Source organism: Paenibacillus sp. W4I10, assembly GCF_030816325.1.
Classification (GTDB): Bacteria; Bacillota; Bacilli; order Paenibacillales; family Paenibacillaceae; genus Paenibacillus; species Paenibacillus amylolyticus_B.
On record NZ_JAUSXX010000001.1, the window covers coordinates 6,320,666 to 6,335,461 of the forward strand.

The window sequence follows — 14,796 nt, forward strand, 5'->3', positions numbered from 1 at the left end:
GTCCAACGAGAGCATGTTATTCAATGTTCGTTTTCTGAACAGGAGGGAAGGCAATGGCGAGAAGCAAAGAGTTCGAAGAGTCTGTTGTACTGGATAAAGCGATGAGACTTTTTTGGGAACAAGGCTATGAGAAGACGTCGATGACGGATCTGGTTAATCATATGGGAATTCATCGTAAAAGCTTGTATGACACATTTGGTGACAAACACACCTTATTTCTAAAGTCAGTAGATCTGTATGATCACAAAATCAGCTCCGCCCTTGCAGCAGGCGTAAAGCGTTCTCAAACGGCAACGGAAGCACTTCAGTTTATATTTCTTTCTTTAATTCATGGAGAAGCATCTCCAGCATCAGGCTGCTTCATTGTTAATTCGACGGTAGAATTGGCGGCACGCGATGAAGACATGAACAACCGATCAACGGAGATGTTTGCAAATACGGAGAAACTAATCAAGGACATTATGGTGTGGGGACAGCAGGAAGGTGAATTCACAACCGAGTACAACGCCGAAGTATTGGCGGAATATCTGCATAATGTAGGCGTTGGGTTAAGGGTGATGGCCAAGACTTCGATGACCAAGGAAAAACTTCTTCGTATAGCGACGCTATCCATGGATCTTATAATAAAGTAGTTTATTTTTTTTACTTTAAAAGAATGTTCGTTCTAATATGGGTGTTCCAGATGAAATATATTTATAGAAAAGAGAGGCAGGTAACGATATGAGAAAGACAGTTCTAATCACAGGGGTATCGGGTGGGATTGGTAAAGAGTTAGCAGATCGGTTTGCCAAAGGTGGACATCATATTGTGCTGGTAGCACGAAGCGAGGGTAAAATACAGGAACTAGCTCAGGAGTATCAGAAAAAGTATGGCATTCAGGCGACGGTTATTGCCAAAGATGTAGCGGCACCAGGGGTACCACAGGAGATTTATAATGAGCTGAAGGAAAAGGGCATTGTTGTTGACTATCTTGTCAACAATGCAGGTTTCGGTCTGTTCGGGACGTTTATGGAAACGGATATGGAACAAGAAGTTAATATGATTGACGTGAATATCAAGGTTTTAACCGTCATGACCAAGCTATTCTTGCCGGATATGATCCAACGTGGACACGGCGGTGTGATGAATGTGGCTTCGTTGGTAGGTTTTTTCCCTGGACCGATGATGTCGGTATATTATGCAACAAAGGCATACGTGCTATCGTTCACTGAGGCTTTGGAGAATGAAGTAAGCGGAACGGGTGTTACGGTAACGGCACTGTGTCCAGGTCTGACATCTACTGGATTTGTTGATCGTTCGGGTATGGGTGTCTCGAAGATGTTGCAGGGCCCAATCATGGAAGCGGGACAGGTGGCTGAAGAAGGGTATCGAGGCTTTTTGCGTGGCAAGACATTAATTATGCCTGGTGCTCGAAACCGATTCATCGCGTTTATGCCGCGGTTGTTGCCGCGTAAGATGATGACTCGCATGATTAGATCCTCACAGGACAAGACAGGACATTAAACATTTATAGAGTGTCTCCTTCATCTTGTCTTTTACGACAAACATACACAAAAACAGGAGGAAAGCTGAACGGCACAAATTGAATTTTCTCCATCTCAAATAACTCAGCTAATTGTTTCCTCATATGAAGTGAGTACTGGTACAAGACTAATGTGCCTCCAGGTCGGAGCGCTGTATGGATCTGTGACAGGATGTTTTGTCTCATTTCTCTGGAAAAATTAAAAAAGGGTAGTCCGCAAATGATACTATCCAACTGTTGCACATGTTCTTGATTGATTCTTTTCAACAGATAGGATGCATTCGAATGGAACATGAATTCAGGATATGTTCTCTTCAGATTACTTCTCATTTTGGGGTCTCTTTCAAATAAAAACACGGTTGCCGAGTTCGGTAAATGTGCTCTCATGAGACGTGTGACAGCACCTGTTCCTGGCCCCAGCTCAGCAATGGTTCTAACCTCATCCCATCGTACAGACTGGACGATTTTATGGGCTAGAAATTTGGAACTGGGCAGGACACTGCCTACTCGTTTGGGATTCCTCAGAAATCCTTGCAGGAAAAGAAAGGGTTCGGGTGTTTTCATTGTGGTATCCTCCATGGTTGAATTCATTGATGGTTCACTTGATGTTGGAAGGCAAGTTTAGTTGGAAGATAAATACGTTAAGTGTATGTTGTAGTGTTAAAGTCCCCTGGTGTAACTCCGCAATGTTCCTCGCAATAGAAAGACCCAGACCAGATCCTGATTGAATACCTTCGCTATTCCTCGAATAATCCACCTTATAAAAGCGATCAAACAGTCTGTTTTTTTGTTCTATCGTTAGGGGCATGCCTTTATTCTCTACTTCAATGGTAACGTGATTATGCCGCACACTCATTCGAACATGAATTGTACCCGGTTTAAAGGAATACTTCAGTGCATTCATGAGAAGATTGTCGATGGCTCGTGCAATTTTATCACTATCCAGGGAGATCATGATTGGAGCATCGCCGAGTTTTTTCTCAATACGAACCCCATTCTCCTGAGCTAAAGGTTCGAATTCAAACAACAATTGATCCAATAGCTGACATAGGTCAACCTTTTTCAAATCCAATTGGGTGTTCACTGCGTTAAGACGCGTATATTCAAATAAATCATCAAGTAACTTCTTCAAATGCGTTGCTTTGTTATAGGTATTTTGGATGAAACGGTCATACTCTGCTTTGTCTTGAAATGATTCTGATTTGAGAAGCTCAATATAGCCAATTATGCTGGTAAGCGGTGTACGTAGGTCATGTGAGATGCCAGTGATCATGTCCATCTTGGATTGCTCCAATTCACGTTCTTTAGCAATCTGTTGCTTTAACTGTTCTGTCATGTGATTGATGTTGGAAGCGACTCGCCCAAGTTCATCTTGTCGATTAACGGGCACCCTGTAATTCAGATTTCCTTCGGATATAAAATGAAGCTCTTTCTCTAATGTAATGAGATCTCTCACAATTTTTCGTGTGGAAAACAAAAAAATTAACGTGAAAATTACGATGAAGATTGGTGTTAAAACGTAAGGAAAAATGTAGAGAAGCGAAGGCCAATTAAATCTTCCACTAATTTTTGCGGCAGCTATGATCAACATATTATTTACACCCACAGAGCCAACAAACGAAATCAATAAACTGATCAACATTTGATATAGGATGTTAATCTGTATCTTTTTTTTAAAATGTGGTAATCGTTTAATCAATTTTATATCCCACTCCCCATACCGTTTTAATGTAATGAGGTTCGCGCGGATTTACTTCCAATTTCTCTCGCAGGTTACGAATATGAACCATCACCGTATTATCCGAATACCCGTAAGGTTCTTTCCATACGGTTTCGTAAATTTTCTCGGAGCTAAATACTTGTCCAGGATGGCTGGCAAGCAGCACCAGAATGGAAAACTCCAGTGGTGTAAGTGAAATGTCATTATCTTTGAGCTTCACAGAATGTTTACTCGTATCAATGACAAGGTCTTTAATCAGGATAAGTGAATCAAATTCAGCTTTGCCAATGAGTGTTTGACGTCGTAACTGAGCTTTAACGCGAGCCAGTAATTCTAACGGATTAAAGGGTTTGACCATGTAATCGTCGGCCCCGGTAGTCAGGCCTGTAATTTTATCAATGTCTTCTTCCTTGGCGGATAACATAATGATCGGAGTGGTTGATACTTCTCTTATTTTGAAGCAGGCCTTTATGCCGTCCATAATTGGCATCATGACATCCAATATTACGAGTTGGACCGATGTTGTATTGATAATATTTAGCGCTTCTTCACCATTGGCTGCTTCAATGACCTGATATCCTTCGTTACGTAAATAGACATGAATGACATCACGGATATCGGGTTCATCATCAACAACAAGAATGGTACTCATGATTCAACACTCCTTAAAAATTAGGATAACATCAGTGTAAACGATAGCCAGGAATGTTTAAGTTGTTTGCTTTTTGCGACAGACATAAACGAACGCAGGTGGGATATTCAAAGGCACTAATTCTATTTTTTCGATGATAAAGTGCTCCGATAATAATTTTTTCATTTGAAGTGAATATTGAAAGGCGATGAATAACCCTCCAGGTTTGAGTGCCTTATGGATCTGGTCTACCAACGCATTTCTTAATTCAGGCTCAAAGTTGAAGAAGGGCAACCCGCTAAAAATGTAATCCAATTGCTGAACGCCCTCTTGATTCATGGATTCTACCAATCGAGCGGCGTCTGGATAACAAGAGAACTCCGGGTATGCCGTCTTAAGAGTATTCCTCATCGTTTCGTTCATCTCAAACAATAGGACTTTGGTGGAATTCTGTACTTGTTGATGAATATAACGAGTGATAGGACCTGTACCCGATCCAAGCTCGGCGACTGCTTTTGCCTCTAGCCAAGAGGCTTGCTTCACCATTTTGCTGGCGAGAAACCGGGAACTGGGTATGATACTGCCGACATGTTTAGGGCTTTGCAGAAAGCTTTTCAAAAATAAAACAGGTTCATTGGAATTCATAGGGGTTCCTCCATAATGTGATGTTATGTTATCCAAACCAGTTAGAAATGTAATAAATGAAGCGTCGATAGTATGGGGCCGCCGAAGTAAATTCCCGCTGTAAAATACGTTATGGTCCATAACAAAGCACTGGAATAGGAGATAATAGCAAATTTTCTATACTGGACACCGCTCAGCCCAATGACCAAAGGGAGAACATACCGCACGATTGGAATGAACAAACCGATGCACATCGCCCAATTGCCACTCTTATTCAGGATGAGTTCAGCCTTGACGAAGTGTTTATGATGTTGAAATCTGTGTTTTATCTTGGTTCCAAATAACTTCCCTGCAAAATAGGCAAAGGTAATGGCCGTTAATAGTCCTGATAAAATACAGAAATATGTGATCCATGAATTGATAACTCCTGTGTGGCTCAAAATGGCACCGCTGATAATCGTGATTTCATTTGGAATTGGAATTCCGAAAGGCCCTAATGAGAAGGCAAAATAAAAAATCAGATATCCATACTGATGTAGCAGCTCTAAGATCGTATTACTGATCATTGTTTTGCCTCCTCTCTTGTTGATATTGCAAGCATAATGAAAAAAACTAAGGAATTAATGAGTATAAATCTGAAGAAAATCTAAAGAATACATAAGTAAAGCCAAACAACGACGTGCAAGAGAAAAAAGCCTTGCCAACTTAATGGCAAGACTTGAACAGGTAGAACTATTCAGGAGCGGTGATCAAGTGATATGAATTTCTGAATATCAAATAAAGTTTGTCTCAAAAAGGAACGTATAAGCAAGCTCGAGTTGATTACCTATATCTTTATCTGCAAGGAAGAGGATGAGCATCAAAGAAGAGCCGAGACGTCATAATGACGACTCAGCTCTTTTTTATGTCCCAGGGGATCAGACTTCTTTGAAATCAGTTTATTGTAGGAAGTAGAACCATCTGAATTTGGCACCGGCAACAAAAAACAAAACAATCCATCCCCATAGAAACAACAAACGTAAAGGTCGTGGAATCAGGAGATATTCTGAGTACAATTTGCTGAAAAATTTCATTATAGTAGTGACCACCCCTGCTAAGTTACTCCCTTATATTCGCTTTCGAAAGAAAAAGAGACGATAAGATAACCAAGATCCCAATAAGTTTATATACCGTGACGTAGAGCTCAAGGTTTGTTCTGGCGATTACAAATCCGACGATCGATATAGATAATAGTAAAAGACCAAAGGGGATCTTATAACTCAGATGCAGAACATCCAATTATATCAAAATTAGGTATATTATATCATAATAAACACCAGAGGACATTTTTGTATCAGATTCAGCCATACCTACTCATTCAATAAATAAATCGAACGATATGATGCTGGCATGCCAATATATAGTGTAAGGAGGAGGGGGATGGATAATGAGTGAGCAAGATGAGTACATAAAACTTGTAACGTTAATACGGGCGGGGCATGAAGAAGCATATGGAGAATTATATGAGAAAACAGTGACGAGGATATATCACACTGTGCGATTTCTCATCAAGGACAAGTCTGACGCGGAGGATGTAGTACAGGAGATTTACATTCAGGCGTATCGATCATTGGCGCGATATGATGCGGAGCGTGCTTTTCGTCCCTGGTTGATGGGGGTGACAATGCGACAGGTTCAGAGTTATCGACGCAAAAGATTGATGCAGTTTCGGTTTGGCAAGCGGATCGAGAAATCTGACGTTGGTATGGAATATGATTTTTCCACTGATCTGGTCAACAAACTGGCAAATCGTCCTCTGCTGGAACAGGTGCACCGTTTGCCGTACAAGCTGCAGCAGGTGGTTACACTTCATTATTTGAATGAATACACGCAAGAGGAGATTGCTGGCATATTGGAGATTCCACTTGGAACCGTGAAATCGCGTATACATGCGGCGCTGGCGAAGTTGAGACAAAAAGAGAAGTTGAATCCAAGGTTGCGGGGAAAGGTGGAGGATTTGCATGAAACTCGATGAACAGTTGCGGACAGCCTACCAGGAAGAGACTAAAGAATGGTCCGTTCCTGCGAGAATTAAACATAAAATGATGGATGGTATTCGAAGTGATTCTCACATCAGAAGAAATCGAAAAAAATGGCTGGTCACGGGGCTCTTGGCTGCTGTACTCATTATTCCCACCGGAGCTTACGCAGGGTACACCTATCTCGCAGACGGAATATATGGTTCACAGGAAAACATTACAGCTATGGGGGGAACAGCTGAGGATTACATGAGGTTGGAAGCAAAGCTGCAAACGGCGAAGGCCCATTTCAGCGAAGAAGAATTTGTTCAATATATGGACTTGCTGAAGCAAATGGGGCAAATGGCCGTGAAGCATGCCGATTCTCAAGGAAATATGCATCCAGAGCAGTGGAGTACAGTGGAACAGGAACGATATAACCTTCTTGTAACTGAGCTGGAACCGTTTTTCGATAAGCTGGAAGCTGTGAGTGTAGGGTCTTCCAAAAAATTGATGGACGAGCAGCAATTTTGGACAGAACAGTTGGAACGGGCTGAGAAGACATTTACCAAGGAACAATATCGTGAGTTTAAGTCTGTCTATGAACAAATGAAGAAGTATGAAGCGATGATACTGGACCAGGATGGAAGTATCCATGAGGAACGCTTGTCAGCGGAGCAAAAGGATGATTTGAGGCAGCTAGAGAGACGTCTAATTCCCTATTTGAAACGATTGGAGCTCAATGTGCGTTGAGTCGGGCGAACTTTGAAAAGAGGAGAAGAGGCGAAGGTGAATTCTTTCGCTTCTTTCTATATGTTGTGATCTAATTACTTCCTCCCCTGCACCTTCAGCCGATATTGATGCGGTGTGGACCCTGTGGCGTTACGGAATACTTTGCAAAAGTAAGAGGGGCTGGTCATACCAACACGATGACCGATTTCGGGAACGGTGAGCGAGGACCGAGTGAGCAGCACACAGGCATGACGAATGCGGGTAGCTTGAGCATAAGCAATGATGGTGGTGCCAGTCGCTTTTTTGAATACATGAGATAGATGATAGGGAGATAGATGAAGAGTATCTGCGATATGCTCCAAACGAAAAGGCTCTTGGTAATGCTGTTCAATCCACTGCATGATGGCTTCGGCATGAGGGTGAAGAATGTTAGCATTGGTCGAGAGCACATCTTGGGAGTGGCTTTGCTGCCCGTCTTGCCACAGATAGCGAAGTTGTGCGAACAGATCCAATAAAAAGAGGCGTGTATCCTCCTCTACTTCGTGGGGAGGCAGACCCGGATATGTATCGGCATATTGTTCCATTCGTTGAATGAGTGGGGAAGTAGCAACAAGTCGGATCGGTTGAATGGGGGATTGCTCTCCCAGCAGATCCTGTATGAAGTGGTGAGTAATGATAAATTGCGACCAATGTGTCTTCAGTAGATCAAGCTCAACCATGAGTACAGTTCGGATGAAGGGCTGCTGTCTGGAGACCTGAATCTGGACGTGGTGCAATTGAAAAGGTCGAAAAATCATGAGCATACCGGGTTCAAGGGAGAAGACCTGACCTTCGGTTATCAACTGCCCGTATCCTTCGTGGATATAGGTTATCTCCATCTGGGAATGAGCATGAAACACTTCGCGAAACGTAGTGTTGGATGTACGACGACAGGCCAGATTAAATTGTTCTCCCAGGATGATGGACATTATGAATACCTCCCTTATCATGCGCAAGATAGTTATATTTTACCACAAGATGAACGCATAAAAGCGCTTTATTATTGTGTATTGTGAAGGAAACAAGGGAGGTTGTAACGATGTTAAGAGTGGCGATTATCGGAGCAGGTGCAATTAGTGGAGCGCATATCTCAGCATACTTGGCATTCCCAGAGCGATGTCAGATTGTTGCTGTGGTCGATATGTACGTGGAAAAAGCACAGAATCGAATTAACGAATATGGACTGGAAGGTGCACAAGCCTTTACGGATTACACAGAGCTGCTTGCCCAAAATACTGATCTGGTATCCGTCTGTACGCCGCCCTATACGCATGCTCCAATTGCGTGTGATTTCATGCAAGCAGGTGCACATGTGTTGGTTGAAAAACCGATGGCTTCTTCCCTGAAGGAAGCGGATCTGATGTTGAAAGTAGCGCAAGAAAGTGGCAAGTTACTATCTGTAGTAGCACAGAATCGATTTACGACACCGATGATGAAGCTAAAAGGTGTGCTGGACAGTAAACGGATGGGACCGATTGTACATGTGCAGGTTGATTCATTCTGGTGGCGGGGCCACAATTATTATGATCTGTGGTGGCGCGGGACATGGGAAAAAGAAGGCGGAGGTTGTACCCTTAATCATGCGGTGCATCATATTGATGCGATGCTTTGGATGATGGGACCTCCAGTGGAATTGCAGGCCATGATGTCAAATACGGCACATGATAATGCCGAAGTTGAGGATCTATCCATGGCGATGCTTCGCTTTCAGGGAGGGGCGCTTGGCATGATTACCAGTTCCGTCGTACATCACGGAGAGGAGCAGCAGTTAATTTTTCAGGGCAAAGAAGCCCGGGTATCTGCACCTTGGAAAGTGGTTGCTTCTACCGCGAGGAATAACGGGTTTCCGGAACCGAATCGAGAGTTGGAACACCAGATTCAGAAGCTCGCTGATGAATTACCGGATGTTACTCATGTCGGTCACGCTGGGCAAGTTGAGAATGTGTTAAATGCTATTGAGACAGGATCTCCCCTTCTGGTGGATGGCCAAAGTGGTCGGAATACGCTTGAACTAATTGTAGGCATCTACAAATCTGCAAGCACGGGGGAAAAGGTTGTTTTTCCACTAGGGGCGGAAGATCCATTTTACACAAGAGAAGGAATTATGCAACATGCCGTACACTTTTATGAAAAAAAGACGACGGTGGAGAACTTCGAGGATTCGAGTATTACACTCGGGAGGAAGTTGGATTCGTAGTATTTTACGTGAAAAAGATGCCCCCTCACATCACAGTGAGATCGGCATCTTTTTTTGTACTAGGTTCATTTCACCTACATCACCATAAAAAATCAATACACTCGGTTTTTCCATCCATTTAACTCGCACTCGCTTCAAGATAATAATCTCCATAGTCATGGATTGGATCAATAAAAAGAGGGAGTAGATGAAACGCTTTCGCAGCTAGCGGATTCACGTCATCTGATACACTCGGAGAAGATGATGCAATGGATTGAAGAGCATTTCAAATATGAGATCAGTTTAGGAGCAGATGGTGCAGATGTTCATCTGTCTAAATCGTATACTTACCGCATTCTCATCAAGAGAAAGATAGCAACATAACGGACTACGTCACAGCTTGAAGGTTGCAGCAAGCCTATTTTCTCCTTGAGACAACAACACATTAAGTGGAATATATTGGCGTACGCGCCGGTTTCCAAATGGATCGTATTTTAGCCAGTTATATCGCAAATCTGCCGGGACGACCCTGCTGCAGTATGACAACAATTTGAATGGAGCAATAAGCATTATTATGAATTATAAAAAATAGCGTTATTACGTCTCTATATACAATTAGTATTTACCGTTTGAAGTAAATAAATCCCGGATGCGGATTGCACTAGCCAGTTGCTAAATGGGATACTCCACCTCCGGGATGCACATCGGTAACCTTTAAGCTAAATAAATATTAAGGATTCCTCAAGCTGTTACAACCACTTATCAGCCCAACGTTCCACGGCGCTTAGCGCTCTCCCCAGTTCCGTTCCTTTTCGTGACAACATATATTCAGTTCGAACTGGACGTTCCGTGACTACATGGCGAACCACAAGTCCTTCTTCCTCCAATTCCTTCATTCGCTCATTTAACACACGTTTGCTCAAGTCAGGGATATAAGCGTGAATCTCACTGAAGCGTTTGGGCTCCTCCATCAACGCATGGATAATGAGGGCTACCCATTTTCGGCCAATGATCTGATAAGATTGTTCCACTTTTGTGCATATTTGCTTGGCATTCTCATCATCGCTCATGATTGTACTCCTTTGATTTAGTATTGCCTGTAATATCATTAGTATACTTATTGTAACCTACTTGTCCACAGGCCATATGTGTAAAATGTCACATACCAATTGTTCTTAATGTTACCACATAAAGCGTTATCATCAAATAAAAACCCTATAAACACTGGAGTTCACAGGTTCGACACGATTATTGACGAATTGTGACGACAGGTGTAATATGGGTAACGTTAATTCAAATGGTTACAATTTATAACCTAAACACAGGTTGTGGAGAGAAGGAATGTTCCATGGTTGAATTCAGGCGCGTTATATAAACGGAGGCAAGGCGGGGAACACACCCACTTATTCCGTCTTTTGTCATGCTTGGATTTGAACATTTTGCAACATCATATACTATACTGCACAGATCACAGGAGGCACTCCAATGGATGCAATGACATTTGTCCTGTTCGGGGCAACAGGCGATTTAGCCAAACGCAAGATTTACCCTGCATTATATAACTTGTACATGGATCAGAAAATGCCGAAATCCTTCTCCGTTATCGGATTGGGACGACGTGAATTGTCGGATACGGACTTCCAGGCGAATGTTGAAAAGTCACTACATGAATTCTCACGTCAGACGCCGGAAGAAGCATCTCAAGTTCGTGATTTCATTGGAGCTTTCCGTTATTGTTCTTTAAATAATACGAAGCTTGAAGATTACACCAAACTGTTGGAGTTGGTTCAACAGCGAGAACAAGAGCTCAACATTCCCGAAAACCGCATGTTCTACATGTCGGTGGCACCAGAATTCTTTGAGCCAATCGCATTAAACATTCAAGAAAGTGGCTTGGGTAACACTAAAGGCTGGAAAAAACTGATTATCGAAAAACCATTCGGACACGACCTGCAATCGGCTCGTGATCTGAACGAAAAACTGAGCAATACCTTTGCGGAAGAAGAGATCTATCGCATTGACCATTTCCTCGGCAAACCGATGGTACAAAATATTGAGACGCTCACCTACGCAAATCCGGTGATTCAGGCGTTGTGGTCTAACCGTTATATTGCCAATGTACAGATTACGGCAAGTGAGACGGTAGGTGTTGAAGAACGTGCCGCGTATTACGACCAAAGTGGTGCCCTTCGTGACATGTTCCAAAACCATATGCTTCAGTTGCTGATGATGATTGGTTTGCATTTACCAAAACGTTGCACACCCGAAGAAATTCAATTCAAAAAGCAAAAAATTGCTGAAGCACTTCGTCCGTTGACAAAAGGAAATATCGCTTCTGAAGTTGTTCGTGCGCAATATGCAGCAGGTGAATTGCAAGGTTCCTCGGTTGTTGGATATTTGGACGAGCCTGGCATTCCAGCCGGATCTCAGAACGAGACCTATGTTGCCGCAAGACTTTGGATCGATGATCCATTCTGGAGTGAGGTTCCATTTTATATCCGTACAGGTAAACGCCTGGCTGAGAAATCCACTCGAATCGTTGTTGAGTTCAAGGCTCCACTGAAGACCGGTCATGAATCCGAAAATACAACCGAACCTAACCTGTTGACGATTGAAATTGGTCCGGGAGAAAGCATCTCGCTTCAATTAAATGCGAAAAATCCATTGAACCATGGTGAAGTGGAACCAATGCACATGACCTTCAACTCAGGTAAACGTAACATCCCTGAAGCTTACGAGAATCTGATCTTTGATGCAATGCGTGGAGATTCCACCTTCTTTGCTCACTGGAACGAAGTGGAGCTGGCATGGCAATGGGTGCAACCGATTCAGGAAGCATTCGAAGCAGGCAGCGTGCCACTGGATACGTACAGTGCAGGTTCGCAAGGACCAGATTCAGCAGATCGCCTGACCGCAGCAGACGGCTACCGTTGGTGGTAAGTGAAACGAAAGAGTGAGCATAAAAGAACACAATAGTAAAAACAACAGGACAATCCGTTCTGCTCACAAATAATCATTTGCATAGATCCAAACAAACCTTCCCAAGTCAACAGGATATAGAACGAAATGTTTTATTCCCCTAGAGCTTGTACTCAGAAGCGAGTTGGATGGAAGCAAATCGCTGATATAACAAAGTAACTATTATTAATCATACCGTTCCAATTTTGCATAAGTCCTTCCGGTTATGTGGCCGGAAGGCCGTGAAAATTTTTGAATATAGATTAGCGGACGCACTGAGTTTTTTGCCTAAGTAGCGACGTTGTAGGGGACGGAATCGATTCTGTAGAAGCAAAGCGTTCGCCTTTGTATCCAATTTCATCAATTTAAAGGTTGATGAAAAGAAATTTGGATACAACAGCGATCGAAAGAACGAGCCGTAACCGGAACGGTTGCTGCGAAACGGGAATGTAGTCTGGTGCTCTGCAACAAAATGAAATTTAAACATTGTTCATAACAGGAGGATTTTAAAATGAAACTTGGACTAGTCGGATTAGGAAAAATGGGATTGAACCTGGGTAGAAACCTGATTGATCACAAACACGAAGTGGTTGCTTTTGACCTGAACGCTGAAGCAGTAAATGAAATGAAAGAATACGGCGCTGAAGGCGTGTCTTCTTACGCAGAGATGGTGGCTTCGCTCGAATCCCCACGTGTATTGTGGATCATGGTTCCCCACAACGTAGTAGACGCTGTATTGGCTGAAGTTAGCCCATTGTTGTCCAAAGGCGACATCATTATTGAAGCGGGTAACTCCCACTACAAAGAATCCATCCGTCGCTACGAAGAGATGAAAACTAAAGGCATTCACTACATGGATGCAGGTACATCTGGCGGTATGGAAGGCGCTCGTAATGGAGCATGTTATATGATCGGTGGAGACCCGGAAGCTTGGGCAATCGTTGAACCGGCATTCAAAGATACTTCCGTGGAGAATGGCTACCTGTATGCTGGTAAAGCGGGCAGCGGTCACTTCCTCAAAATGGTTCACAATGGTATCGAGTACGGTATGATGGCATCCATCGGTGAAGGTTTTGACGTATTGGAGAAAAGTGGATTTGATTTCGACTTCGAACAAGTGGCTCGCGTATGGAACAACGGTTCCGTTATCCGCTCTTGGTTGATGGAGCTGACAGAACGTGCCTTCTCCAAAGATGCAAACCTCGATGAGATTAAAGGTGTAATGCACTCTTCCGGCGAGGGACGCTGGACAGTAGAAACGGCATTTGACCTTCAAACCGCTACACCGGTTATCGCGTTGTCCTTGCTGATGCGTTATCGTTCCCTGGAGACAGACACATTCACAGGTAAAGTGGTAGCAGCATTGCGTAATGAATTTGGCGGTCACGCTGTAGAGAAAAATTAATTTTATATATAACTGTTAACATATGATGAGAATCGGGTAATGACTTATATCGTGTTTACGAATTCATCAAGTGGAGGTAACATATCATGAAATTTTTCTTGGATACAGGGAATGTGGAAGAAATCAAACGGATCGAACGTCTGGGTCTGGTGGATGGAGTCACGACTAACCCGTCTTTGATTGCCAAAGAAGGTCGCGTATTTAAAGAAGTTATTCAGGAGATCTGTGGCGTTGTTAAAGGCCCGGTCAGTGCTGAAGTCATCGGTCTCAAAGCCGAGGATATGTTGAAGGAAGCTTATGAAATTGCAGAATGGGCACCGAATGTAGTCATTAAATTGCCGATGACTGAAGATGGGCTGTACGCTTGTCATGAGTTGACGCAAAAAGGGATCAAAACCAATGTTACGCTGATTTTCTCCGCAGCACAGGGCCTGATGGCGGCGAAAGCCGGTGCAACCTACATCAGTCCATTCGTTGGTCGCTTGGATGATATTGCGGTGGATGGTATGAAATTGATTCGTGATCTGCGTCTTATTCTGGACATGTATGATCTGCCTTCCGAGATTATCGCAGCAAGCATTCGCAATATTAAACATGTAGAGGATGCAGCCCTTTCCGGTGCGCATATTGCCACCATTCCGGGTTCGCTTCTGCCGACACTTTGGAAACACCCACTGACGGACAGCGGGATTGAACGTTTCCTGAAAGACTGGGAATCTGTTCCAAAATAAAAGGATAGACATGCCTGAATCTTTGGGTGGTCTGAACATAAAGCCTTTCGTCTTGCACAGTAATCTGCGGGCGAAAGGTTTTTTTTATCTCTGTTTATGTAGTTTCCAATTTCCGGTTAGTTTAGCCAATGAGGAGTACTTGTCCCTTTAATATGTTGTTGTTACTTTCTATAGAGTGTCCACGTACTGTCCTTCTTTTTCGGGACAACGGTGCATAAGGTTAACATATAGCCTATAGCTCATCCCGTAGGGGAGGGACAC

The 14,796-nt window shown here is 43.2% G+C and carries 15 protein-coding genes; 8 read left to right on the forward strand and 7 right to left on the reverse strand.

The features are described 5' to 3' along the window. The first annotated feature begins 53 nt into the window (after positions 1–53). Together QF049_RS28370 and QF049_RS28375 are read left to right on the forward strand one after the other, a co-directional pair. Positions 54–632 carry a TetR/AcrR family transcriptional regulator gene (locus tag QF049_RS28370; RefSeq protein WP_307542220.1) on the forward strand — a complete coding sequence of 193 codons (579 nt, stop codon included), beginning with the start codon at positions 54–56 and terminating at the stop codon, positions 630–632. 88 nt (positions 633–720) lie between these two features. Further along, entirely contained in the window at positions 721–1,503 is a 783-nt protein-coding gene (locus tag QF049_RS28375; RefSeq protein WP_307542222.1) for an SDR family NAD(P)-dependent oxidoreductase, read from the forward strand. 4 nt (positions 1,504–1,507) lie between these two features. Here the strand turns inward: QF049_RS28375 and QF049_RS28380 are convergent, their stop codons facing one another. Genes QF049_RS28380 through QF049_RS28400 form a run of 5 tightly spaced genes read right to left on the reverse strand, consistent with a single transcriptional unit; the run spans position 1,508 to position 5,063 of the window. After that, positions 1,508–2,086, reverse strand: a complete 579-nt coding sequence (locus tag QF049_RS28380; protein ID WP_307542223.1) for a class I SAM-dependent methyltransferase — start codon at positions 2,084–2,086, stop codon at positions 1,508–1,510. Between the two features lie 34 nt (positions 2,087–2,120). Further along, positions 2,121–3,164 carry a sensor histidine kinase gene (locus QF049_RS28385; RefSeq protein WP_307543460.1) on the reverse strand — a complete coding sequence of 348 codons (1,044 nt, stop codon included), beginning with the start codon at positions 3,162–3,164 and terminating at the stop codon, positions 2,121–2,123. Between the two features lie 49 nt (positions 3,165–3,213). Continuing rightward, on the reverse strand, positions 3,214–3,894 hold the full coding sequence (locus tag QF049_RS28390; RefSeq protein WP_307542224.1) for a response regulator transcription factor: 681 nt from the start codon (positions 3,892–3,894) through the stop codon (positions 3,214–3,216). A gap of 57 nt (positions 3,895–3,951) precedes the next feature. Continuing rightward, on the reverse strand, positions 3,952–4,518 hold the full coding sequence (locus QF049_RS28395) for a class I SAM-dependent methyltransferase (protein WP_307542226.1): 567 nt from the start codon (positions 4,516–4,518) through the stop codon (positions 3,952–3,954). 41 nt (positions 4,519–4,559) lie between these two features. Then, positions 4,560–5,063 carry a DedA family protein gene (locus tag QF049_RS28400; RefSeq protein WP_091020776.1) on the reverse strand — a complete coding sequence of 168 codons (504 nt, stop codon included), beginning with the start codon at positions 5,061–5,063 and terminating at the stop codon, positions 4,560–4,562. An 860-nt stretch (positions 5,064–5,923) separates the two neighbouring features. On the opposite strand from QF049_RS28400, the gene QF049_RS28405 reads away from it, so the two are divergent. Further along, positions 5,924–6,511 carry a sigma-70 family RNA polymerase sigma factor gene (locus tag QF049_RS28405; protein WP_150364179.1) on the forward strand — a complete coding sequence of 196 codons (588 nt, stop codon included), beginning with the start codon at positions 5,924–5,926 and terminating at the stop codon, positions 6,509–6,511. Continuing rightward, the gene (locus QF049_RS28410; protein ID WP_307542230.1) at positions 6,498–7,247 is read left to right on the forward strand and encodes a DUF3600 domain-containing protein; all 750 of its coding nucleotides are present in this window, start codon (positions 6,498–6,500) and stop codon (positions 7,245–7,247) included. Before QF049_RS28405 ends, QF049_RS28410 begins: the two co-directional genes overlap by 14 nt. A gap of 74 nt (positions 7,248–7,321) precedes the next feature. Here QF049_RS28410 and QF049_RS28415 read toward each other — a convergent pair whose 3' ends face one another. Then, positions 7,322–8,194: an AraC family transcriptional regulator gene (locus QF049_RS28415; RefSeq protein ID WP_307542232.1), complete on the reverse strand. Its 873-nt coding sequence runs from the start codon at positions 8,192–8,194 to the stop codon at positions 7,322–7,324. A gap of 110 nt (positions 8,195–8,304) precedes the next feature. On the opposite strand from QF049_RS28415, the gene QF049_RS28420 reads away from it, so the two are divergent. Beyond that, positions 8,305–9,462, forward strand: a complete 1,158-nt coding sequence (locus QF049_RS28420; RefSeq protein ID WP_307542233.1) for a Gfo/Idh/MocA family protein — start codon at positions 8,305–8,307, stop codon at positions 9,460–9,462. Positions 9,463–10,190: 728 nt separating this feature from the next. Here the strand turns inward: QF049_RS28420 and QF049_RS28425 are convergent. Further along, positions 10,191–10,511 (reverse strand): winged helix-turn-helix transcriptional regulator, encoded by a 321-nt coding sequence (locus tag QF049_RS28425; RefSeq protein WP_036605715.1) that lies wholly within the window; start codon positions 10,509–10,511, stop codon positions 10,191–10,193. 415 nt (positions 10,512–10,926) lie between these two features. Here QF049_RS28425 and zwf point away from each other — a divergent pair, with 415 nt between their 5' ends. The 3 genes from zwf to fsa all read left to right on the forward strand — a co-directional run bounded on the left by zwf (position 10,927) and on the right by fsa (position 14,535). Continuing rightward, positions 10,927–12,381 (forward strand): glucose-6-phosphate dehydrogenase, encoded by a 1,455-nt coding sequence (zwf, locus tag QF049_RS28430; RefSeq protein ID WP_307542235.1) that lies wholly within the window; start codon positions 10,927–10,929, stop codon positions 12,379–12,381. Positions 12,382–12,910: 529 nt separating this feature from the next. Beyond that, positions 12,911–13,804 (forward strand): phosphogluconate dehydrogenase (NAD(+)-dependent, decarboxylating), encoded by an 894-nt coding sequence (gnd, locus tag QF049_RS28435; RefSeq protein WP_062838007.1) that lies wholly within the window; start codon positions 12,911–12,913, stop codon positions 13,802–13,804. 86 nt (positions 13,805–13,890) lie between these two features. Then, positions 13,891–14,535, forward strand: a complete 645-nt coding sequence (gene fsa, locus QF049_RS28440; protein ID WP_036605718.1) for a fructose-6-phosphate aldolase — start codon at positions 13,891–13,893, stop codon at positions 14,533–14,535. The last annotated feature ends 261 nt before the right edge of the window (positions 14,536–14,796 follow it).

Bases quoted from the DNA above. Each gene is read 5' to 3' on its own strand.
- QF049_RS28415 (WP_307542232.1), bottom strand. From the start codon at position 8,194: ATGTCCATCATCCTGGGAGAACAATTTAATCTGGCCTGTCGTCGTACA.
- QF049_RS28395 (WP_307542226.1), bottom strand. From the start codon at position 4,518: ATGAATTCCAATGAACCTGTTTTATTTTTGAAAAGCTTTCTGCAAAGC.
- zwf (WP_307542235.1), top strand. From the start codon at position 10,927: ATGGATGCAATGACATTTGTCCTGTTCGGGGCAACAGGCGATTTAGCC.
- QF049_RS28375 (WP_307542222.1), top strand. From the start codon at position 721: ATGAGAAAGACAGTTCTAATCACAGGGGTATCGGGTGGGATTGGTAAA.
- QF049_RS28385 (WP_307543460.1), bottom strand. From the start codon at position 3,164: ATGTTGATCAGTTTATTGATTTCGTTTGTTGGCTCTGTGGGTGTAAAT.
- QF049_RS28390 (WP_307542224.1), bottom strand. From the start codon at position 3,894: ATGAGTACCATTCTTGTTGTTGATGATGAACCCGATATCCGTGATGTC.
- QF049_RS28380 (WP_307542223.1), bottom strand. From the start codon at position 2,086: ATGAAAACACCCGAACCCTTTCTTTTCCTGCAAGGATTTCTGAGGAAT.
- QF049_RS28370 (WP_307542220.1), top strand. From the start codon at position 54: ATGGCGAGAAGCAAAGAGTTCGAAGAGTCTGTTGTACTGGATAAAGCG.
- QF049_RS28410 (WP_307542230.1), top strand. From the start codon at position 6,498: ATGAAACTCGATGAACAGTTGCGGACAGCCTACCAGGAAGAGACTAAA.
- QF049_RS28400 (WP_091020776.1), bottom strand. From the start codon at position 5,063: ATGATCAGTAATACGATCTTAGAGCTGCTACATCAGTATGGATATCTG.
- fsa (WP_036605718.1), top strand. From the start codon at position 13,891: ATGAAATTTTTCTTGGATACAGGGAATGTGGAAGAAATCAAACGGATC.
- gnd (WP_062838007.1), top strand. From the start codon at position 12,911: ATGAAACTTGGACTAGTCGGATTAGGAAAAATGGGATTGAACCTGGGT.
- QF049_RS28405 (WP_150364179.1), top strand. From the start codon at position 5,924: ATGAGTGAGCAAGATGAGTACATAAAACTTGTAACGTTAATACGGGCG.
- QF049_RS28425 (WP_036605715.1), bottom strand. From the start codon at position 10,511: ATGAGCGATGATGAGAATGCCAAGCAAATATGCACAAAAGTGGAACAA.
- QF049_RS28420 (WP_307542233.1), top strand. From the start codon at position 8,305: ATGTTAAGAGTGGCGATTATCGGAGCAGGTGCAATTAGTGGAGCGCAT.